The organism is Pseudomonas sp. UBA3153 (assembly GCF_002364635.1).
GTDB classification, from domain to species: domain Bacteria; phylum Pseudomonadota; class Gammaproteobacteria; order Pseudomonadales; family Pseudomonadaceae; genus Pseudomonas_O; species Pseudomonas_O kuykendallii.
Map to the genome: position 1 here is coordinate 16245 of NZ_DEYR01000036.1, position 20454 is coordinate 36698.

The 20454-nt window shown below is 65.9% G+C and carries 16 protein-coding genes; 13 read left to right on the forward strand and 3 right to left on the reverse strand.

Features of this window, described 5'->3' with window-relative positions:
- Positions 1-46: 46 nt before the first annotated feature.
- The 13 genes from B2X67_RS09430 (at position 47) to B2X67_RS09490 (ending at position 16745) form a co-directional block, all read left to right on the forward strand.
- Positions 47-1468 carry a sigma-54-dependent transcriptional regulator gene (locus tag B2X67_RS09430; RefSeq protein WP_282339591.1) on the forward strand — a complete coding sequence of 474 codons (1422 nt, stop codon included), beginning with the start codon at positions 47-49 and terminating at the stop codon, positions 1466-1468.
- A 649-nt stretch (positions 1469-2117) separates the two neighbouring features.
- Positions 2118-3518 carry a polynucleotide adenylyltransferase PcnB gene (locus B2X67_RS09435; protein ID WP_282339593.1) on the forward strand — a complete coding sequence of 467 codons (1401 nt, stop codon included), beginning with the start codon at positions 2118-2120 and terminating at the stop codon, positions 3516-3518.
- 3 nt (positions 3519-3521) lie between these two features.
- Positions 3522-4013, forward strand: a complete 492-nt coding sequence (gene folK / locus B2X67_RS09440) for a 2-amino-4-hydroxy-6-hydroxymethyldihydropteridine diphosphokinase (protein WP_286785322.1) — start codon at positions 3522-3524, stop codon at positions 4011-4013.
- A gap of 195 nt (positions 4014-4208) precedes the next feature.
- Positions 4209-5009, forward strand: coding sequence for a 3-methyl-2-oxobutanoate hydroxymethyltransferase (panB, locus tag B2X67_RS09445; RefSeq protein ID WP_090223584.1), 801 nt, complete (start codon positions 4209-4211; stop codon positions 5007-5009).
- A complete protein-coding gene (gene panC / locus B2X67_RS09450) occupies positions 5006-5866 on the forward strand; it encodes a pantoate--beta-alanine ligase (RefSeq protein ID WP_090223585.1) in 861 nt (286 codons plus the stop codon). Before panB ends, panC begins: the two co-directional genes overlap by 4 nt.
- A gap of 171 nt (positions 5867-6037) precedes the next feature.
- Positions 6038-7702, forward strand: coding sequence for a glucose-6-phosphate isomerase (gene pgi / locus B2X67_RS09455; protein WP_282339598.1), 1665 nt, complete (start codon positions 6038-6040; stop codon positions 7700-7702).
- Between the two features lie 162 nt (positions 7703-7864).
- On the forward strand, positions 7865-9802 hold the full coding sequence (acs, locus tag B2X67_RS09460; RefSeq protein WP_282339600.1) for an acetate--CoA ligase: 1938 nt from the start codon (positions 7865-7867) through the stop codon (positions 9800-9802).
- 67 nt (positions 9803-9869) lie between these two features.
- A complete protein-coding gene (locus tag B2X67_RS09465; RefSeq protein WP_286785323.1) occupies positions 9870-10748 on the forward strand; it encodes an oxygenase MpaB family protein in 879 nt (292 codons plus the stop codon).
- 106 nt (positions 10749-10854) lie between these two features.
- Positions 10855-12033 (forward strand): acetyl-CoA C-acetyltransferase, encoded by a 1179-nt coding sequence (locus B2X67_RS09470; protein ID WP_286785324.1) that lies wholly within the window; start codon positions 10855-10857, stop codon positions 12031-12033.
- Between the two features lie 74 nt (positions 12034-12107).
- Complete coding sequence (locus B2X67_RS09475) at positions 12108-13121, forward strand: class I SAM-dependent rRNA methyltransferase (RefSeq protein ID WP_286785325.1); 1014 nt, start codon at positions 12108-12110, stop codon at positions 13119-13121.
- Positions 13122-13199: 78 nt separating this feature from the next.
- Positions 13200-16103: a DUF748 domain-containing protein gene (locus tag B2X67_RS09480; RefSeq protein WP_286785326.1), complete on the forward strand. Its 2904-nt coding sequence runs from the start codon at positions 13200-13202 to the stop codon at positions 16101-16103.
- Entirely contained in the window at positions 16100-16387 is a 288-nt protein-coding gene (locus B2X67_RS09485) for a DUF2845 domain-containing protein (protein ID WP_286785327.1), read from the forward strand. Before B2X67_RS09480 ends, B2X67_RS09485 begins: the two co-directional genes overlap by 4 nt.
- 55 nt (positions 16388-16442) lie before the next feature.
- The gene (locus B2X67_RS09490) at positions 16443-16745 is read left to right on the forward strand and encodes a DUF2845 domain-containing protein (RefSeq protein ID WP_286785328.1); all 303 of its coding nucleotides are present in this window, start codon (positions 16443-16445) and stop codon (positions 16743-16745) included.
- 404 nt (positions 16746-17149) lie between these two features.
- On the opposite strand, the gene B2X67_RS09495 is transcribed toward B2X67_RS09490, so the two are convergent.
- From B2X67_RS09495 to rpsO, 3 genes are all read right to left on the reverse strand, one after another.
- On the reverse strand, positions 17150-17518 hold the full coding sequence (locus tag B2X67_RS09495) for a BON domain-containing protein (RefSeq protein WP_090223602.1): 369 nt from the start codon (positions 17516-17518) through the stop codon (positions 17150-17152).
- Positions 17519-17787: 269 nt separating this feature from the next.
- Positions 17788-19893, reverse strand: coding sequence for a polyribonucleotide nucleotidyltransferase (pnp, locus tag B2X67_RS09500; protein WP_273234274.1), 2106 nt, complete (start codon positions 19891-19893; stop codon positions 17788-17790).
- A 184-nt stretch (positions 19894-20077) separates the two neighbouring features.
- Positions 20078-20347, reverse strand: coding sequence for a 30S ribosomal protein S15 (rpsO, locus tag B2X67_RS09505; protein ID WP_090223605.1), 270 nt, complete (start codon positions 20345-20347; stop codon positions 20078-20080).
- Positions 20348-20454 lie beyond the last annotated feature (107 nt).

The following is a 20454-nucleotide window of genomic DNA, read 5'->3' on the forward strand; positions in this document are numbered from 1 at the left end:
GCGGCTATTTCCGCGCAGCCCCGAGACCGTCGAGAGAATTCTATTGATGCCGAATATCCTGATCGTCGAAGACGAAACAATCATCCGCTCCGCCTTGCGCCGACTGCTCGAGCGCAACCAGTACGAAGTCAGCGAAGCCGGCTCCGTGCAGGAAGCCCAGGAGCGCTTCAGCATTCCATCCTTCGACCTCATCGTCAGCGACCTACGCCTGCCGGGCGCGCCCGGTACCGAGCTGATCAAGCTCGCCCAGGGCACCCCGGTGCTGATCATGACCAGCTACGCCAGCCTGCGCTCGGCGGTGGATTCAATGAAGATGGGCGCGGTCGATTACATCGCCAAGCCGTTCGACCACGATGAAATGCTCCAGGCCGTGGCCCGCATCCTGCGCGATCGCCAGGGCGCCAGCAGCGCGCCGGCCGAACAGCCGAATGCGACGCGCGGTGCCGACAAACCGGCGTCCGCGAACGGCGAGATCGGCATCATCGGCTCCTGCGCGGCGATGCAGGACATGTACAGCAAGATCCGCAAGGTCGCGCCGACCGACTCCAACGTATTGATCCAGGGTGAATCCGGCACCGGCAAGGAGCTGGTCGCGCGCGCCCTGCACAACCTGTCCAGGCGCGCCAAGGCGCCGCTGATCTCGGTGAACTGCGCGGCGATCCCGGAGACCCTGATCGAGTCCGAACTGTTCGGCCACGAGAAAGGCGCCTTCACCGGCGCCAGCGCCGGCCGCGCCGGCCTGGTCGAAGCGGCCGACGGTGGCACGCTGTTTCTCGACGAGATCGGCGAGCTGCCGCTGGAAGCCCAGGCCCGCCTGCTGCGCGTGTTGCAGGAAGGCGAGATCCGCCGGGTCGGGTCGGTGCAGTCGCAGAAGGTCGACGTGCGCCTGATCGCCGCCACCCACCGCGACCTGAAAACCCTGGCCAAGATCGGCCAGTTCCGCGAGGACCTCTATTACCGCCTGCACGTCATCGCGCTGAAACTGCCGCCGCTGCGCGAGCGCGGCGCCGACGTCAGCGAGATCGCCCGCGCCTTCCTTGCCCGCCAATGCGCGCGCATGGGCCGCGACCTGCGCTTCGCCGCGGACGCCGAACAGGCGATTCGTCACTATTCCTGGCCGGGCAACGTGCGCGAGCTGGAGAACGCCATCGAGCGTGCGGTGATTCTCTGCGAGAGCCCGGACATCTCGGCCGACCTGCTGGGGATCGACGTGGAGCTGAGCGACCTCGACGACGACGATTTCGTGGAAAGCGCCGCGCAGGGCAGCAGCAACAGCCACGAGCCGACCGAGGACCTGTCGCTGGAGGACTACTTCCAGCACTTCGTCCTCGAACACCAGGACCACATGACCGAAACGGAACTGGCCCGCAAGCTCGGCATCAGCCGCAAGTGCCTGTGGGAACGTCGCCAGCGCCTGGGCATCCCACGCCGCAAGAGCGCCACCGCGGACGTATCCGAGATCCGGTAACGTCTCGCGACACACACATCCTGTTACCGCACACGGATGCGACGTAACAAAGCCGGGTTCATCGGTAACGGGGACCCGGCTTTTTTTCACTCCCGCCGCCGCCCATAAAAATCAAATTATTGATTTATAAGGACTTTTAAAAACTGGCACAGCTTCTGCTTTATCTATTGCACAACAACAATAACAAACGCTGAACCCCACAATAAAAACAAGACGTATCGACTCCAGCACAATAAAAACAACACGGCGGAGGCGCAGCTAACTGATTCTTTTGGAGAGGAATTGCTTTTGGGGCTTGCCCCACAGCCAGGACAAGAACAATAAAACTGCCTAGAGGCAGCGCGGACTGGTTGGATCACAAGGTCATGGCAGCGTCAGCGTCCAAAGTAATCCGTTTGCTATTAGCTCCCAGAGTGGGAGTCCGTCCTCAGGCCCCTGGCCTCGAGGAACGGGTCGGACAACAAAAACAACAAGCCGACATAATAATAAAAACAAAGAAAGCATTACTTAGGGGGAGCTTCGGCTCCCCCAGTAGCTTTACCCCCCGCAAGATCCGTCGTTCACCATCCCCCCTCGTAATGTTAGAATCCGCGAAAATCAAGCGGTCATTCTCAATCCTGGCCGATCATCCCGCCAAACAGTGCCATCCATGCTGAAGAAGCTGTTCCAGTCGTTCCGCTCACCCCTGCGCCGTGCCCAGCACCCGCGTAGCACCCCCGAGGTGCTGAGTAGTCGCCAGCATTCCCTGACCCATTCCCAGATCAGCCGTCACGCCGTGAGTGTGGTAGAGCGCCTGCAGAAGGCCGGCTACGAAGCCTACGTGGTCGGCGGTTGCGTGCGCGACCTGCTGCTCAACTACACGCCCAAGGATTTCGACGTCGCCACCAGCGCCACGCCCGAGCAGGTCCGCGCCGAGTTCCGCAACGCGCGGGTGATCGGCCGCCGCTTCAAGCTGGTCCATGTGCATTTCGGCCGCGAGATCATCGAGGTCGCGACCTTCCGCGCCAACCACCCGCAAGGCGATGACGAGGAGGACAGCAACCAGTCCTCGCGCAACGAGAGTGGGCGAATCCTGCGCGACAACGTCTACGGCACGCTGGAGGACGACGCGCAGCGCCGCGACTTCACCATCAACGCGCTTTACTACGATCCCAGCACCGAGCGCATCCTCGACTACGCGCGCGGCGTGAAGGACATCGACGATCACCTGATCCGCTTGATCGGCGTGCCGGAGCAACGCTACCAGGAAGATCCGGTGCGCATGCTGCGGGCGATCCGCTTCGCCGCCAAGCTCGACTTCGACATCGAGAAGCACAGCGCCGAGCCGATCCGCCGACTGGCTCCGATGCTGCGCGAAATCCCCTCGGCGCGGCTGTTCGACGAAGTGCTCAAGCTGTTCCTCTCCGGCGTGGCCGAGGAGACCTTCGAGCTGCTGCTCGAGTACGACCTCTACGCGCCGCTGTTCCCGGCCAGCGCGAAGGCGCTCGAGCAGCGCCCGGAGTACGCAGGCTCGCTGATTCGCCAGGCCCTGGCGAACACCGACGAACGCGTCCACCTGGGCAAACCGGTGACGCCGGCATTCCTCTTCGCCGCCTTGCTGTGGCCCGCCCTGCCGGCCCGCGTGCTGCAACTGCAGGATCGCGGCCTGCCGCCGATCGCGGCAATGCAAGAAGCCGCGCACACGCTGATCGTCGAACAGTGCCAGCGCACCGCGGTGCCGAAGCGCTTCACCATCCCGATTCGCGAAATCTGGGACATGCAGGAACGCCTGCCCCGTCGCCACGGCAAGCGCGCCGACCTGTTGCTGGAAAACCCCCGTTTCCGCGCGGGCTACGACTTCCTCCTGCTGCGCGAAAGCGCTGGCGAGGAAACCGACGGCCTGGGCGACTGGTGGACCGACTATCAGGACGCCAGCGACAGCGAACGGCGCGCCATGATCCGCGACCTCAGCGGCAAGGATGATGCCGGCGGTGCGCCACGCAAGCGTCGCCGTGGCGGCAATCGTCGCCGCCGCGGCCCGCAGGATGGCGCGCCGAGCTCGGCCGACTGATCCGTGGAACGGGTCTACCTCGGCCTGGGCAGCAACCTCGCCGAGCCACTCGCCCAGCTCGGCGCGGCGCTGCAAGCCATCGGCGAGTTGCCGCAATCGCAGCTCGTCGCCGTCTCTTCCTTCTATTCCAGCGACCCGCTCGGCCCACCGGACCAACCGCGCTACCTCAACGCCGTCGCCGCGCTCGATACCTCGCTGGCGCCCCTCGCATTGCTCGACGCACTGCAGGCCATCGAGCAGGGGCAGGGCCGCCAGCGCAAGGCCGAACGCTGGGGCCCGCGCACCCTCGACCTGGACATCCTGGCGTTCGGCGACCGGCTGATCGACGAGCCCCGGCTGCGCGTGCCGCACTACCATATGCACGCGCGGCCCTTCGTCCTCTATCCGCTGGCGGAAATCGCCCCGGGGCTGCGCCTGGCCGATGGCCGGACGCTCGACGAGCTGCTCGTCGCCTGCCCGTTCAGCGGCCTCGAGCGACTGCCGGTAACGCCGTAACACGGCGGTAACACCACCTAATTGACTTCACGCCCCCCCATCGGGACTATAGGCGTCCCGTTGCCCAGAGCCGGTGCCAAAAACCGGTGCGATCAGGACGGGTGAAGTGTCGTGCGAGCAATCCCCGCGGGCTTCCAGGCCGCCAAAACCGCCTCGTGCAGTACCATCACACCGCCTGCGAAGAGGACCTTTTCCATGCCTGAAACAACCCTGACGTCCCTGCAACAACTCAAGCTGCAGGGCGAGAAGATCGCCATGCTGACCTGTTACGACGCCACCTTCGCCGACGCCTGTTGCGCCGCTGGCGTCGAGATGCTGCTGATTGGCGACTCCCTGGGCATGGTCCTACAGGGCCACGACAGCACGCTGCCGGTCAGCGTCGAGGACATGGTCTATCACACGGCCTGCGTGAAGCGCGGCAACAAGGGCGCAATGATCGTCGCCGACCTGCCGTTCATGGCCAACGCCACGCTCGAGCAGACGCTGAACAATTCCGCGCGGCTGATGAAGGCCGGCGCACACATGGTCAAGGTGGAAGGCGCCGCCTGGCTGGCCGAGTCGATCCGGCTTCTCGCCGAGCGCGGCATTCCGGTCTGCGCGCACCTGGGCCTGACGCCGCAGGCGGTGAACATCCTCGGCGGCTACAAGGTGCAGGGACGCGGCGACGCCCAGGCGCGTCAGCTGCGCGCCGACGCCGTGGCGCTGGAACAGGCCGGCGTGGCGATGCTGCTGCTCGAATGCGTACCCAGCGAGCTGGCCGCGGAGATCACCCAGGCGGTGAAGATTCCGGTGATCGGCATCGGTGCCGGCAGCGATACCGACGGCCAGGTGCTGGTGTTGCACGACATGCTCGGGCTGTCCCTCTCCGGCCGCATGCCGAAGTTCGTGAAGAACTTCATGGAAGGCCAGAGCAGCATCCAGGGCGCCCTCGCCGCCTACGTGCGCGAGGTGAAGGCCGTCAGCTTCCCCGCCGCCGAACACGGGTTCTCCGCATGATCACCGTGCATACCGTCGCGGAACTGCGCGCCGCCGTGCTGCACGCGCGCCGCGCAGGCAAACGCATCGGCCTGGTGCCGACCATGGGCAATTTGCACGCCGGCCACGCGGCGCTGGTCGAACGGATCGCCGAGCACGCCGACTTCGTGGTCGCCAGCATCTTCGTCAATCCGCTGCAGTTCGGCCCGCGCGAAGACCTCGCGACCTACCCGCGCACGCTCCCGGCCGATCAGGAAAAGCTCCTCGCCGCAGGCTGCGACCTCTTGTTCGCGCCCAGCGTCGAGCAGATGTACCCCAACGGCGCCGATGGCCAGACCCGGGTCAGCGTGCCCGAAGTGTCCGAAGGCCTGTGCGGCGCCAGCCGGCCGGGCCACTTCGAAGGCGTGGCGACGGTAGTCAACAAGCTATTCAACATGGTCCAGCCGGATGTCGCGGTGTTCGGCCAGAAGGATTTCCAGCAACTGGCGGTGATCCGCAAGATGGTCGCCGACCTCAACCTGCCGATCGAGATCATCGGTGCGCCGACCGTGCGCGCCAGCGACGGGCTGGCGCTGTCCTCGCGCAACGGCTACCTCGACGAACGGCAGCGCGCCACGGCGCCGGCCCTGTATCGCAGCATGACGCGCCTGGCCGACGGCCTGCGCGCCGGCAACACCGACCGCGCCGCGCTGCTCGAGCAGGCACGCACCGAGCAGGAAGCGTCCGGCCTGCGCGTCGACTATCTGGAAATCCGCGAAGCCGCCCACCTGCGCGCAGCGCGTCCGGAAGACCGTAAACTGGTGATTCTGGCCGCCGCGTACCTCGGTAGCACGCGCCTGATCGATAACCTGACCGTCGAGCTGCCGCCGACCGGCTGAGCGTCGCGGGGATGCCGCCAGGCCTCCGGGCAGAGCGGCGCGCTAGATTCGAAAAGCCCCGGAACACTGGGGGCTTTTCCTGTTCCAAGCAGTTCAGCGGTATAGGACATGCGCCCGGTCGACGCGACCGCGGTGCCTGAACAAGGCTCAAGCTAAGGAAGCCGGACATTCATGGCGTACTACCAGAATCCCCTCGACGTAACTTCCCTCCCCTCCTGGAAAGCCCTCACCGATCACCGGCTGAACCTGCAGAACTTCAGCATGCGCGAGGCCTTCGCCTCGGACCCGCAGCGCTTCAGCGACTTCTCCCTGAGCGCCTGCGGCCTGTTCCTCGACTACTCGAAGAACCTGATCACCCACGAGACCCGCGACCTGCTGGTCAGCCTGGCACGCGAGGCCGGCGTCGAGCAGGCGCTGCACGCGATGTTCGAGGGCCAGCCGATCAATGCCTCGGAAAAGCGCCCGGTGCTGCACACCGCCCTGCGCCGCCCGGTGGGCGAATGCATCATGGTCGACGGGCACAACATCATCCCCGACGTGCACCAGGTGCTGAACCAGATGACCGACGTGGTCGGCCGCATCCACACCAACCAGTGGCGCGGCTACAACGACAAGACCATCACCGACGTGGTGAACATTGGCATCGGCGGCTCCTTCCTCGGCCCCCAGCTGGTTTCCGAGGCGCTGCTGCCGTTCACCCAGAACGGCGTGCGCTGCCACTACCTGGCCAACATCGACGGTAGCGAATTCCGCGAGGTGATGGCCAAGCTGAACGTCGAGACCACGCTGTTCATCATTTCCAGCAAGACCTTCAGCACCCTGGAAACCCTGAAGAACGCCCAGGCCGCGCGGGCCTGGTACCTGGCCCGTGGCGGCACCCAGGAGAAGCTCTACCGGCATTTCATCGCGGTCACCAGCAACAAGCCGGCCGCCGTGGCGTTCGGCATCCTCGAGAAGAACGTGTTCCCGATGTGGGACTGGGTCGGCGGGCGCTACTCGCTATGGTCGGCCATCGGTCTGCCGATCGCGCTGGCGGTGGGCATGTCCAACTTCAAGGAGCTGCTTTCCGGCGCCTACACCATGGATACGCACTTCCGCACCGCGCCATTCGAGAAGAACATGCCGGTGCTGCTGGCCATGCTGGGCGTCTGGTACAGCAATTTCTGGGATGCCCAGAGCCACGCCTTCCTGCCGTACGACCACTACCTGCGCAACTTCGTCAAACACCTGCAGCAGCTGGACATGGAGTCCAACGGCAAGAGCGTGCGCCAGGACGGCTCGCCGGTGTCATGCGATACCGGGCCGATCATCTGGGGCGGCGTCGGCTGCAACGGTCAGCACGCCTATCACCAGTTGCTGCACCAGGGCACGCCGCTGATCCCGTCGGACTTCATCGTGCCGGTCGTCAGCTTCAACCCGGTCGCCGACCACCACCAGTGGCTGTATGCCAACTGCCTGTCGCAGAGCCAGGCGCTGATGCGCGGCAAGACCCGCGCGGAGGCCGAGGCCGAACTGCGCGAGAAGGGCTTGGACGATGCCGAGGTGCAGCGCCTGGCGCCGCACAAGGTGATTCCCGGCAACCGCCCGAGCAACACCCTCGTGCTGGAACGCATCAGCCCGCGCCGCCTCGGCGCGCTGATCGCGCTGTACGAGCACAAGGTGTTCGTCCAGGGTGTGATCTGGGGGATCAACTCCTTCGACCAGTGGGGTGTCGAGCTGGGCAAGGAACTCGGCAAATCGGTGTACCAGAAGCTCACCGCCTACGAGGCGGACGCCGCCGAGGATGCTTCCACCCAGGGCCTGATCGACTACTTCCGCGGCCGTCACCGCGGCTGATCGCCCTTCGCGCCGCGCGGCGAATCCTCGTCGCGCGGCCGCTCCCGCCGAAACATTCCTACAACTAAAGACAGCCGTCGCCCGGCCATCGGTACTTGAATGCGCCGGCGGCGCGGGTGCACCCTACGAACACAGCGGATACAAAAACAAAGGAACCCGCCCATGTTCGAGATCAGCACCCACCCCGTCAGCGACGCGGTGCGGCAGTACGCGCACCTGGACCGCGACGACTACCAGCGCCTTTACCGGCAATCCGTCGAACAGCCCGAGACGTTCTGGGCCGAGCAGGCAACGACCTTCCTCGACTGGGTCAAGCCCTGGGACAGCCTCCACGAAAGCGACATGCGGCGCGGCCACGCCTCCTGGTTCAAGGGCGGCCAGCTCAACGTCAGCTACAACTGCATCGACCGCCACCTGGAAAAGCGCGGCGAGCAGATCGCCATCGTCTGGGAAGGTGACAATCCCGCCGAGTCGGCGCAGATCACCTACCGCAAGCTCCATCACCACGTCTGCCGCCTGGCCAACGTGCTGAAGAGCCGCGGCGTGAAGAAGGGCGACCGGGTGTGCATCTACATGCCGATGATTCCCGAAGCCGCCTACGCCATGCTCGCCTGCACGCGCATCGGCGCGATCCATTCGGTGGTGTTCGGCGGTTTCTCCCCGGACGCCCTGCGCGACCGCATCCTCGATGCCGACTGCCGCACCGTGATCACCGCCGACGAGGGCGTGCGCGGCGGCAAGTACGTGCCGCTGAAGAATAACGTCGACCAGGCCCTGCAGCGCTGCCCGGAGGTCTCCACCGTGCTGGTGGTGGAACGCACCCAGGGCGAGATCGAATGGGTCGAAGGCCGCGACCTCTGGTATCACCAGGCGGTGCGCCAGGCCTCCGCCGAATGCCCGGTGGAACCAATGGATGCCGAGGACCCGCTGTTCGTCCTCTACACCTCCGGCAGCACCGGCAAGCCGAAAGGCGTGCTGCACAGTACCGCCGGCTACCTGCTCGGCGCGGCGATGACCCACCGCTACGCGCTGGACTACCACGACGGCGAAATCCACTGGTGCACCGCCGACCTCGGCTGGATCACCGGCCACGACTACGTGGTCTACGGCCCGCTGGCGAACGGCGCCACCACCCTGATGTTCGAGGGCGTACCGAGCTACCCGGACGCCTCGCGCTTCTGGCAAGTGGTCGACAAGCATCAGGTGAACATCTTCTACACCGCGCCGACGGCGATACGCGCGCTGATGCGCGAGGGCGACGAACCGGTCCTGCGCACCTCGCGCGCCAGCCTGCGCCTGCTCGCCAGCGCTGGCGAGCCGATCAACCCGGAAGCCTGGGAATGGTTCTACGAGGTGGTGGGCGACAGCCGCTGCCCGATCGCCGACACCTGGTGGCAGACCGAGACCGGCGCCATCATGATCGCCCCGCTGCCCGGCGCCATGGCGCTCAAGCCCGGCTCCGCGACGCAGCCGTTCTTCGGCGTGCAGCCGGTGATCCTCGACGAACAGGGCCAGGAAATCGAAGGCCCCGGCGCCGGCATGCTCGCAATCAAATCAAGCTGGCCGAGCCAGATCCGCAGCATCTACGGCGATCATCAGCGGCTCATCGACACCTATTTCTCGCAGTATCCCGGCTACTACTTCACCGGCGACGGCGCGCGCCGCGACGAGGACGGCGACTACTGGATCACCGGCCGCGTCGACGACGTGATCAACGTCTCCGGCCACCGCATCGGCACCGCCGAGGTGGAAAGCGCGCTGGTCAGCCATGACGATGTCGCCGAGGCCGCGGTGGTCGGCTGCCCGCATGCGGTGAAGGGCCAGGGCCTGTACGCCTTCGTCACCCTGATGAACGGCGCCCAGCCGAGCGACGGGCTCAGGCTGGACCTGCTCAAGCGGGTGGCTGGCGAGATCGGCAGCTTCGCCAAGCCGGACGCGCTGCAATGGGCGCCGAGCCTGCCGAAGACCCGGTCCGGCAAGATCATGCGACGCATCCTGCGCAAGATCGCCTGCAACGAACTGGACGAACTCGGCGACACCTCGACCCTGGCCGACCCTGGCGTGGTCGACGACCTGATCGAGAACCGCCTGAACCGTTGAGCCGTACGCGTCGTCGGCGTACGCGCCGGCGACCTGTAACGCGCGCTGCATCCGTTATCATCGGCCGATGGAAATCCTTCGCCGCCGCATCGAAACTCAGGTCCTCAGCCTTACCGGCCTCGCGCTCGGCGGGGTCGACTTCGAGCATCCGCCGGGCGACCCCGGCCTGTTCGGTCCGGACTCGGCGTGCTGGAAGGTCCACGGCGACTTCACCTCGATGCTGATCGGCGGCATCTCCGCGCTGATGCTGCAAGCGCTGCATCCGCTGGCGCTTGCGGGCGTCTGGGACCATTCGAATTTCCGCGAGGACATGCTCGGCCGGCTGCGCCGCACCGGGCAGTTCATCTCGGCCACCACCTACGGCAGCCGCGCCGATGCCGAACGGCTGATCGAGCGGGTCCGGCGTATCCACGAGGGCGTGGTCGGGCGGGCCGCCGACGGGCGCCCCTACGCGGCCTCCGACCCGGCATTGCTGACCTGGGTCCACGTGGCCGAGGTCAGCAGCTTCCTCAAGGCCCACCTGCGTTACCTCGACCCGGATCTGCCGGGCGCCGAGCAGGACCGCTACTACGCCGAAATCGCCCGGGTCGCCGAACGCCTCGGCGCCCATGACGTGCCGCGCTCGCGGGTGGAGATCGACCACTACCTGCAAGCGCAGCGCGCGCAGTTGGTCTGCGATGGGCGCTCGCGCGAGGTGCTGCGCATTCTCCTCGATGCGCCGGCGCCCAGCCTGCTGGCCAAACCGTTCGGCACGTTGATGATGCAGGCCGGCATCGACCTGCTGCCCGACTGGGCGCACGGCATGCTCGGGTTCGACTTCGCACCCGGCAAACGCCGGCTGATCCGCGCCGGCGTGCGCAATGCCGCGCCACTGCTGCGCTGGGCCGTGCGCAATGGCTCGCTGGCGCGCGCCCGGCGACGCATGGGGCTGGCGCCGCTGCGCTGAGCTGGCCCGGTACGTGACCGCCCGGTTCGCGTTTTGAGCGCCGCCACCGGTCTGTGCCAACATAGCGAATCGTCGCGCCAGCCGCGCCCACGCTCGAGGAGTCGTCATGCAAGAAGTCGTTATCGTCGCCGCCACCCGCACCGCCGTCGGCAGCTTCCAGGGCTCGCTGGCGAACCTGCCCGCCGTCGAACTGGGCGCCGCGGTGATCCGTCGTCTGCTGGAACAGACCAGCCTCGACCCCGCCGAGGTGGACGAAGTGATCCTCGGCCAGGTGCTCACCGCCGGCGCCGGGCAGAACCCCGCCCGGCAGGCCGCGATCAAGGGCGGCCTGCCTTACTCGGTGCCGGCGCTGACCCTGAACAAGGTCTGCGGCTCCGGCCTCAAGGCGCTGCATCTCGGTGCCCAGGCGATCCGCTGTGGCGATGCCGAGGTGGTGATCGCCGGCGGCCAGGAGAACATGAGCCTGGCGCCCTACGTCATGCCCGGCGCGCGCACCGGCCTGCGCATGGGCCACGCCAAGCTGGTCGACACGATGATCGAGGACGGCCTGTGGGACGCCTTCAACGACTACCACATGGGCATCACCGCCGAGAACCTGGTGGAGAAGTACGCGCTGACCCGCGAGGAGCAGGACGCCTTCGCCGCGGCCTCGCAGCGCAAGGCCGTCGCCGCCATCGAGAGCGGACGCTTCAAGGACGAGATCACCCCGATCAGCATTCCGCAGCGCAAGGGTGAGCCGCTGGTCTTCGACACCGACGAACAGCCACGCGCCGGCACCAGCGAGGAAACCCTGGCCAAGCTCAAGCCGGCGTTCGCCAAGACCGGCTGCGTCACCGCCGGCAATGCCTCGGCGCTGAACGACGGCGCCGCCGCCGTGCTGCTGATGAGCGCTGACAAGGCCCGCGCGCTCGGCCTGCCGGTGCTGGCGCGCATCGCCGCCTACGCCAGCGCCGGCGTCGACCCGGCGATCATGGGCATCGGCCCGGTCCCGGCCACCCGGCGCTGCCTGGAAAAGGCCGGCTGGACGCTGGAACAGCTCGACCTCATCGAAGCCAACGAGGCGTTCGCCGCGCAATCGCTGTCAGTGGGCAAGGAGCTGGGCTGGGACGCCGCCAAGGTCAACGTCAACGGCGGCGCCATCGCCATCGGCCACCCGATCGGCGCATCGGGCTGCCGCGTGCTGGTCACCCTGCTCCACGAGATGCTCAAGCGCGACGCCAAGAAGGGCCTGGCAACCCTGTGCATCGGCGGCGGCCAGGGCGTGGCGCTGGCGCTCGAGCGCTAGGCCGCCGGCCCGCACGGGGCCTCGACCGGCTTTTTTCGCTACACTGCGCGGCCCTCTCTTTCGAGTCGCCGCGCATGCCCTCTCTCGATCAGGCGCTGCGCGCCGCCCTCCTCCAGCGCCAGCCGCTGCTCGCCCAACTGCACGCCCAGACCACCGACTGCTACCGGCTGTTCCACGGCAGCCAGGAAGGCGCGCCCGGCCTGACCATCGACCGCTACGGCCGCCAGTTGCTGATCCAGAGTTTCCACCAGCCGCTGGATCAGGCCCTGCTGCCGGACCTGCTCGGCCAGGTCGAGGCGGCCCTCGGTGTTCCCTTGCTGCTGGTCTACAACGACCGCTCCGGTGGCAATTCACGCATCGACCGCAGCGCCGGAGCGCACCAGCCCGACGCCGCCGCGCTGGCCGACCTCGTCGGGCGCGAATGGGGGCTGAACTATCGCGTGCGCGGTCGCCATCCCGGCCAGGACCCGCTGCTGTTTCTCGACCTGCGCAACGCGCGCGTCTGGGTCAAGGCGCACAGCGCCGGCAAGTCGGTGCTCAACCTGTTCGCCTATACCTGCGGCGTCGGGCTCTGCGCGGCGGCCGGCGGCGCGAGCGAGGTGTGCAACCTGGATTTCGCCGAAGGCAACCTGGCGGTCGGCCGGCAAAATCTGGCGCTCAATCCGGGGCTGGCGATGAGCTTCGTGCAGTCCGACTACTTCTCGGCGATCCGCCAGCTCGCCGGGCTGCCGGTCGGCAGCCGCCGTGGGCACAGGCTGCCGTCGTACCCACGCCTGGCGCAGCGCACCTTCGACCTGGTGTTCCTCGACCCGCCAGCCTGGGCGAAGAGCGCGTTCGGCACCGTCGATCTGCTGCGCGACTACCAGAGCCTGCTCAAGCCCGCGCTGCTGGCCACCGCGGAGGATGGCGTGCTGGTCTGCTGCAACAACCTGGCGAAGGTCGCCCTCGCCGACTGGCGCGAGCAGGTGCTGCGCTGCGCCAGCAAGCTCGGTCGCCGCGTGCGTGACTGCCAGCAGATCGAACCGGCGGCGGACTTTCCCTCGCGCGATGGCCAGCCGCCGCTGAAGACACTGGTGCTGCGCTTCTAGCGAAACCGCAGCGGCGCTTCGGAACCGCGACGACATGCCATACTCCAACGAACCTTTCGTCGGGACAGAAGACTACCCATGCCCAAAGGATTGAAACGCGCCGGCATCGCCGCCCTGGTCGCCCTCGCGCTGTATGCCCTGATCGGTTTCCTGATCCTGCCCGCCGTCGCGGTGCGCGTGGTCAACGCGAAGCTCGCCGAGTACGCCACGGTTCCGGCGCATCTGGAAAAGGTCCGCTTCAACCCCTTCACGCTGGAGCTGGAGCTGACCGGGCTGCGCTTCGGCGAGGTCGGCGGCGAGTCGCTGGCCTTCGCCCGGCTCTACGCCAACCTGCAGCTGAACAGCCTCTGGAGCGGTGCGCTGCACCTGGCCGATGTGGAACTCGAGCAGCCGCTGGTGGACCTGCGCTTCGCCAAGGACGGCGCGTTGAACCTCGCCCAACTGTTCAAGTTGCCGCCCGCCGAAACGGCGGCCGAAGCACCGGCCGACGCCGATGAAGGCCCGTTCCCCGTGCGCATCGACCGCCTGGCGATCGCCGGCGGCAAGCTGCACTTCGAGGACCTGCGCCCGAGTGAGCCGATCGAATTCTTCTACGACTCGCTGGAGCTCGACCTGGCGAACCTCAGCACACTGCCCGATGGCAACGCCGAGGCCACGCTGTCCGCCAGCAATCCGGCCGGTGGCCGCATCGACTGGCAGGGCCAGGTGAGCCTGGCGCCGATCCGCTCCAGCGGGCACCTGCAGGTCACCGACGTCGCCTTGAAGACGTTCTGGCCCTACGTGCGCGACGCCGCGCCGCTGGACCTCGAGGAAGGCAGCGCCAGCCTGGACAGCCGTTACGAGCTGGACCTCAGCCAGGGCACCGAGCTGCGCCTGAGCGACGCCAGCCTCAAGCTGGCGCCGTTCTCGATCAAGGCACCGGATGGCCGTCCGCTGCTCAAGCTCGCCAGCCTGGACGTGGCCAAGGTGGCGCTGGACCTGGCCCGGAGCCATGTGGAAATCGGCGAGGTGCGCAGCCAGGGCCTGGAAGCCTGGGCCGCCCGCGAGGCCGACGGCCAGATCGACTGGCAGAAGCTGTTCGCGCAGAACGCCGCCGAGCCCGCCCCGGCCGCTGCCGTCGAAGCCGCACCGTCGGCAGCGGAAGCGACGGAAGCGCAAACGCCCTGGCAGGTGCTGCTGCAGGATGCGCAGCTGCGGGGCGCGAAACTGCATCTCGCCGACCGCCAGCCGAAGCCCGCGGTCGCGCTGGAAGTCGGCCCGCTGGACCTGGACGTCAGCGCCTTCGACAGCCTCGGAACCTCGCCCTTCCAGCTCAAGCTGAACACCGCCATAGCCGGCCAGGGACGTCTGCAGGTGCAAGGCCAGGCCCAATTGCAGCCGACCAGCGCGCAACTCAAGGTCGTCAGCAAGGACATCGACCTGCGCCTGGCCCAGGCCTACCTCAGCCCGTTCATTCGCCTGGAGTTGCGCAGCGGCCTGCTGAGCAGCGATCTCGATGTCTCGCTGACCGGCACCGAGCCTCTGGCATTGAGCGTCACCGGCAGGGCCGACGTGGCCCAGTTGCATACGCTCGACACGCTCAAGGAGCGCGACTTCGTCAAATGGCGCGCGCTGGCGATCAAGGGCCTGGATTACCGCCACGGCAAGAGCCTGAGCATCGACACGGTCAATCTCGACCAGCCCTACGCACGCGTGGTGATCAACGAGGACCTCACCACCAACGTCAAGGAGCTGCTGGTTCCGCAGCCGCCCTCGAACGAGCCGGACAGCCCGCCGCTGGCGATACGCATCGGTGCGATCGGCCTCAAGGACGGTTCGGCGAACTTCGCCGACTTCAGCCTGCGCCCCAACTTCGCCACCGCCATCGGCCAGCTCAACGGAAAGATCGGCACCCTCGACAACCGCAGCAAGAAGGCCGCTGCGGTGGAAATCGCCGGCAAGGTGGACCGCTACGCGCCGGTCAGCATCCGTGGCCGCCTGGAAGCCTTCGATCCGCTTAACAGCCTGGACATCGCCACCAGCTTCCACAACGTCGAGCTGACCACGCTGACGCCCTACTCCGGCAAGTTCGCCGGCTACCGCATCCGCAAGGGCCGCCTCGACCTCGACCTGCATTACACGGTCGAGCAGGGCCGGCTGAACGCCGAGAACAAGCTGGTGCTGCATCAGCTGGAGCTGGGTGAACGGGTCGACAGCAAGGACGCGGTGGACCTGCCGGTGCGCCTGGCGGTGGCCTTGCTCAAGGACACCAAGGGCGTGATCTCCATCGAGCTGCCGGTGCAGGGCAACCTCAACGACCCACAGTTCAGCGTCATGCCGATCGTCTGGCAGACCCTGCGCAACCTGGTGCTGCGCGCGGTGCAGGCGCCCTTCAAGCTGATCGCCGGGCTGGTGCCCGGTGGCGGCGACAACCTGGATCAGGTTTCCTTCGCGCCCGGCAGCGCCGAACTGGACGACAGCGCGATGCGCTCGCTGGACACCCTCGCCGATGCGCTGAAGAAGCGCCCCGAACTGCGCTTGGAAGTCGAAGGCGTCAGCGCCCGTGCCAGCGATGGCCTGCCCCTGGCCGAGCAGCGCCTGGAGCGTGAGTACCGCACCGTCAGGTACCGCATGCTGCAGCGGCGCGGCGACAAGGTGCCGGCCAGCGCCGACGAGCTGGTGGTGGAGGACGATGACAAGCCCGCGCTGCTAGAAGGCATCTACCGCGATCGGCTCAAGCAGCAGCCGCCGGCGGAGTGGAAAGAGCTCGACCGCGAACAGCGCGTGGCGAAGATGCGCGAGGCAGTGATCGGCTCCTGGGTACAGCGCCCGACCAGCCTGCTCTCGCGCAAGCTGGCCCAGGACCGCGCCGCGAACATCAAGGATTACCTGGTGCAACGCGGCGGCCTGGAGGATCAGCGCATCTACCTGCTCGACGTCAGCCTGATCCAGGGCGAAGGAAACGGTCCAGTGCCCACCACCCTGCACCTGGATGCAGAATGAGGCGCTGGGCCATCGGTGCACTGCTGGGCGTGATGGCCTCGACGGGCATGGCCGCCGACAGCATGCGCTGCGGCAGCAACCTGGTCAGCGCCGGCGATCGCGCCTTCGAGGTGGAGAGCAAGTGCGGCGCACCCCGGGAACGCGATCTGGTCGGTTTCACCGACGGCTATTCGCGCGCCGACCTGAAGATCGAAGAGTGGATCTACGGCCCCAACAACGGGATGCTCTACATCCTCCGCTTCGAGGGAAACCGGCTGATACGAATCGAATCGCGGCGCCCCTGACAGCGCGCCAGCCTCGGGTGTAGGCTGGCCGCTCCTCATCCAGCAGCCATCCATCGTGACCTACCGTCTTCTCGCTCTTCTCTGCCTGCTGCCCCTGGCCGCCCAGACCCAGGCGTCCTCGTCGTTTCGCTGCGGCAATGCGCTGGTCACGACGGACGATCACATGGCGGAGGTGGCGGGCAAATGCGGCGATCCGGTCAGCCGCGACTTCCTCGGCTACCGCGAACGCACCGACGACTACGGCTATCGCAACGAGATGCAGGTGGAGGAGTGGCTCTACGGCCCGCGCAACGGCATGTACTACTACCTGCGCTTCGAGGGCAACCGGCTGGTCAACGTCGACAGCAAGCGCAACTAGGCGCGTTAGCCGACACTAAGCTCATCAGAGGCCACGCGCATCGGGATGCGGTGCCGACTGCTGGTGCGCGTGGCGCACCCTACTGAAATGCGGAGCCGCAGTCGGCGACGGTAGGGTGCGCCGTGCACACCCATTAGCGCGGTGTTACCCGGCGGCGCTCAGGGGCAAATCCAAGGATAGAAAACGGCGCGCACGTTCAAGCCTGTATGGCGCATGAAAAAGCCCCGCCCGGTTGCCCGGGCGGGGCTTAGTACTTCCTGTCGGTCAGCAGCGGACTGCGTTCCTGTCGCTCATCCTGAGCGGTCTTCCCTGCGACAGTCCTCGCTATGAGCGGGCTGACTGTGACCGCAATCCTCCGGATTCAGGCAGCGCCATCCTGGCTGCAGCGGTCGGCACGCGGCGTGTTACTCGGTGGACTTCAGGCCGTCTGCGGAGACAGCTTTGACACCTTTGATTGTCTTGGCTTTCTGCACGGCAAGGTCACGCTCGGCATCGCTCGGCACTACGCCGGAGAGCGAAACCACACCCTTGTTGGTTTCTACTTTGATGTCCAGGCCGCTGATGCTGTCATCGGCGAGGAAGCTGGATTTGACCTTGCTGGTGATCCAGGTATCAGAAACCGCTTCTTCGGCCTGATCGACTTTCTCGTTGGCGGCCAGCATTTGCGGCTGAGACTGAACGGGGGTAGCAGCAAACGCGGCATTGGCCAGGGGCAGGCTCAGAGCAGTGGCGGCGACAGCGGCAAAAGTCCACTTGGTGAAAGGCTGTTTCATGCGGATGTACTCCTGTTTTTCTGATAGTGCCTGCAGCTATGTCCCGCCGCAGTCCACGTATAACAGCGCAAGCGCTGTGCCATCTTCTAGACAAACATAAATCCAATAAATTCAGGCACTTGAAAAACGTTAACGAAGCGGCCTCCTTGCACTTTGCAAGTCGGCGAAATTTTACACATGCAATTTGCACTGTTTTTTCGGGGCGCCTTCGCCTGGTGCCGAAAACGAAAAAGGGCCCCGAAGGGCCCCTTTTCCTGTCGCCTGATCGATCAGACGCCCGATGCCTTGGCAGCGGCGACGTCCTTGATCGACAGCTTGATGCGGCCGCGGTTATCGACGTCCAGTACCAGCACTTCGACTTCCTGGCCTTCCTTCAGCACGTCGGTGACTTTCTCGACGCGCTGATCGCTCAGCATCGAGATGTGCACCAGGCCGTCCTTGCCCGGAAGGATGTTGACGAAGGCACCGAAGTCGACGATGCGCTCGACCTTGCCGACGTAGATCTTGCCGATCTCGGCTTCCGCGGTGATCGCCAGTACGCGCTGCTTGGCAGCCTCGGCGGCGTCCTTGGTTTCGCCAAAGATCTTGATCGAGCCATCGTCTTCGATGTCGATCGAGGCCTTGGTCTCTTCGCAGATACCACGGATGGTCGCGCCACCCTTGCCGATGACATCGCGGATTTTGTCCTGGTCGATCTTCATCGCGATCATGGTCGGCGCATTGGCCGACAGCTCGGTACGCGACTGGGCGATGACCTGATTCATCTGGCCGAGGATGTTCAGACGCGCTTCCAGAGCCTGGTTCAGCGCGATTTCCATGATCTCTTCGGTGATGCCCTGGATCTTGATGTCCATCTGCAGCGCGGTGACGCCCTTGGCGGTACCGGCCACCTTGAAGTCCATGTCGCCCAGGTGGTCTTCGTCGCCGAGGATGTCGGTCAGAACGGCGAACTTCTCGCCTTCCTTGACCAGGCCCATGGCGATACCGGCGACCGGCGCCTTCATCGGCACACCGGCATCCATCAGCGCGAGGGAAGCGCCGCAGACCGAGGCCATGGAGCTGGAGCCGTTGGACTCGGTGATCTCCGACACCACGCGAATGGTGTAGGGGAATTCGTCCGCGCTCGGCAGCATGGCGGCTACGGAACGGCGGGCCAGACGACCGTGGCCGATCTCGCGGCGGCCGGTGGCACCCATGCGACCACACTCGCCGACCGAATAGGGCGGGAAGTTGTAGTGCAGCATGAAGGGGTCTTTCTTCTCGCCTTCGAGGGTATCGAGCAGCTGTGCGTCACGCGCGGTGCCGAGGGTGGCGACGACCAGGGCCTGGGTTTCACCGCGGGTGAAGAGCGCCGAGCCGTGGGTCTTGTCGAGCACGCCGACTTCGATGTTCAGGCCGCGCACAGTGCGGGTGTCGCGACCATCGATACGCGGTTTGCCGTTGACGATGTTTTCGCGAACGGTGCGGTACTCGATCTCGCCGAAGGCATCCTTGACTTCGCCGGCGGACGGCTGGCCTTCCTCACCGGAGAACTTGGCGACGATCTGGTCGCGCAGCTCGCCGAGACGGCCGTAGCGCTCGTGCTTGACGGTGATGGTGTAGGCTTGGGAGATGGCTTCGCCGAATTCGCTGCGGATGGCGTCGAGCAGGCTGGTGTTGGCCGGCTTGGCCTGCCAGTCCCAGGTCGGTTTGCCGGCTTCGGCAGCCAGTTCGCCAACGGCCTTGATCACGGCCTGGAACTCTTCGTGGGCGAACAGCACGGCGCCCAGCATCTGGTCTTCGGTCAGTTCCTTGGCTTCGGATTCGACCATCAGCACGGCGTCCTTGGTGCCGGCCACGACCATGTCCAGGCTCGAGGCCTTGAGTTGCTCGTAGGTCGGGTTCAGCAGGTAGCCGGTGCTTTCGTGGAAGGCCACGCGAGCGGCGCCGATCGGGCCGTCGAACGGAATGCCGGAGATGGCCAAAGCGGCGGAGGTGCCGATCATCGCAGCGATGTCCGGATCGGTCTTCTTGCTGGTGGAAACGACGGTGCAGATGACCTGCACTTCGTTCATGAAGCCTTCCGGGAACAGCGGACGGATCGGACGGTCGATCAGGCGCGAGGTCAGCGTCTCTTTCTCGGACGGACGCGCTTCACGCTTGAAGAACCCACCGGGGATCTTGCCGGCGGCGTAGGTCTTTTCCTGGTAGTGCACGGACAGCGGGAAGAAGCCCTTGCTCGGATCGGCGCTCTTGGCACCGGTCACGGCGACCAGCACGGTGACGTCGTCATCGACGGTGACCAGCACAGCGCCGGAGGCTTGGCGGGCAATACGACCCGTCTCGAGGGTGACGGTCGACTGACCGAACTGGAATTTCTTGATTACCGGGTTCACGGTGTTTTCCTTCTCTTCGTTGCCTTTGGGGAAACTGCGCTTCTTGCGAAATTAGCGGGCAGTGTCGGGATTCGGACCCGAAAACCGTCCTGGTAAAAAGCCAGAAAGCTGGAAGCCTGTGAGCGGAAACCGGGAAAACCCGGCATCCAGTCGCAAACTTCCAGCTTCCGGCTCAGGCAGCGTCTTAGCGACGCAGACCCAGGCGACCGATCAGGGCGCTGTAACGAGTGGTGTCCTTACCCTTCAGGTAATCCAGCAGCTTACGGCGCTGGTTGACCATACGGATCAGACCACGACGCGAGTGGTGATCCTTGCCGTTGGCCTTGAAGTGATCCTGAAGCTTGTTGATGTTGAAGGTCAGCAGTGCAACTTGCACTTCCGGAGAACCGGTGTCGCCTTCAGCTTGCTTGTACTCGTTAACGATCTGGGATTTTTCTTCAACGCTCAGTGCCATGATTAGGGCTCCTTGAGTGAACAGGCCGGGACAGGTCCCGTGTTTTTAAAAGAGGAATGACCGTGCCTGCTGACAGCCACCCTCATTGCCCCGCGCGGACGAATCCG

Excerpts from the sequence above, each read along its gene's own strand:
- panC (WP_090223585.1), top strand. The coding sequence starts at position 5,006 with ATGATCACCGTGCATACCGTCGCGGAACTGCGCGCCGCCGTGCTGCAC.
- B2X67_RS09435 (WP_282339593.1), top strand. The coding sequence starts at position 2,118 with ATGCTGAAGAAGCTGTTCCAGTCGTTCCGCTCACCCCTGCGCCGTGCC.
- B2X67_RS09495 (WP_090223602.1), bottom strand. The coding sequence starts at position 17,518 with ATGAAACAGCCTTTCACCAAGTGGACTTTTGCCGCTGTCGCCGCCACT.
- pgi (WP_282339598.1), top strand. The coding sequence starts at position 6,038 with ATGGCGTACTACCAGAATCCCCTCGACGTAACTTCCCTCCCCTCCTGG.
- B2X67_RS09480 (WP_286785326.1), top strand. The coding sequence starts at position 13,200 with ATGCCCAAAGGATTGAAACGCGCCGGCATCGCCGCCCTGGTCGCCCTC.
- B2X67_RS09475 (WP_286785325.1), top strand. The coding sequence starts at position 12,108 with ATGCCCTCTCTCGATCAGGCGCTGCGCGCCGCCCTCCTCCAGCGCCAG.
- rpsO (WP_090223605.1), bottom strand. The coding sequence starts at position 20,347 with ATGGCACTGAGCGTTGAAGAAAAATCCCAGATCGTTAACGAGTACAAG.
- B2X67_RS09470 (WP_286785324.1), top strand. The coding sequence starts at position 10,855 with ATGCAAGAAGTCGTTATCGTCGCCGCCACCCGCACCGCCGTCGGCAGC.
- B2X67_RS09485 (WP_286785327.1), top strand. The coding sequence starts at position 16,100 with ATGAGGCGCTGGGCCATCGGTGCACTGCTGGGCGTGATGGCCTCGACG.
- B2X67_RS09465 (WP_286785323.1), top strand. The coding sequence starts at position 9,870 with ATGGAAATCCTTCGCCGCCGCATCGAAACTCAGGTCCTCAGCCTTACC.
- B2X67_RS09430 (WP_282339591.1), top strand. The coding sequence starts at position 47 with ATGCCGAATATCCTGATCGTCGAAGACGAAACAATCATCCGCTCCGCC.
- acs (WP_282339600.1), top strand. The coding sequence starts at position 7,865 with ATGTTCGAGATCAGCACCCACCCCGTCAGCGACGCGGTGCGGCAGTAC.
- panB (WP_090223584.1), top strand. The coding sequence starts at position 4,209 with ATGCCTGAAACAACCCTGACGTCCCTGCAACAACTCAAGCTGCAGGGC.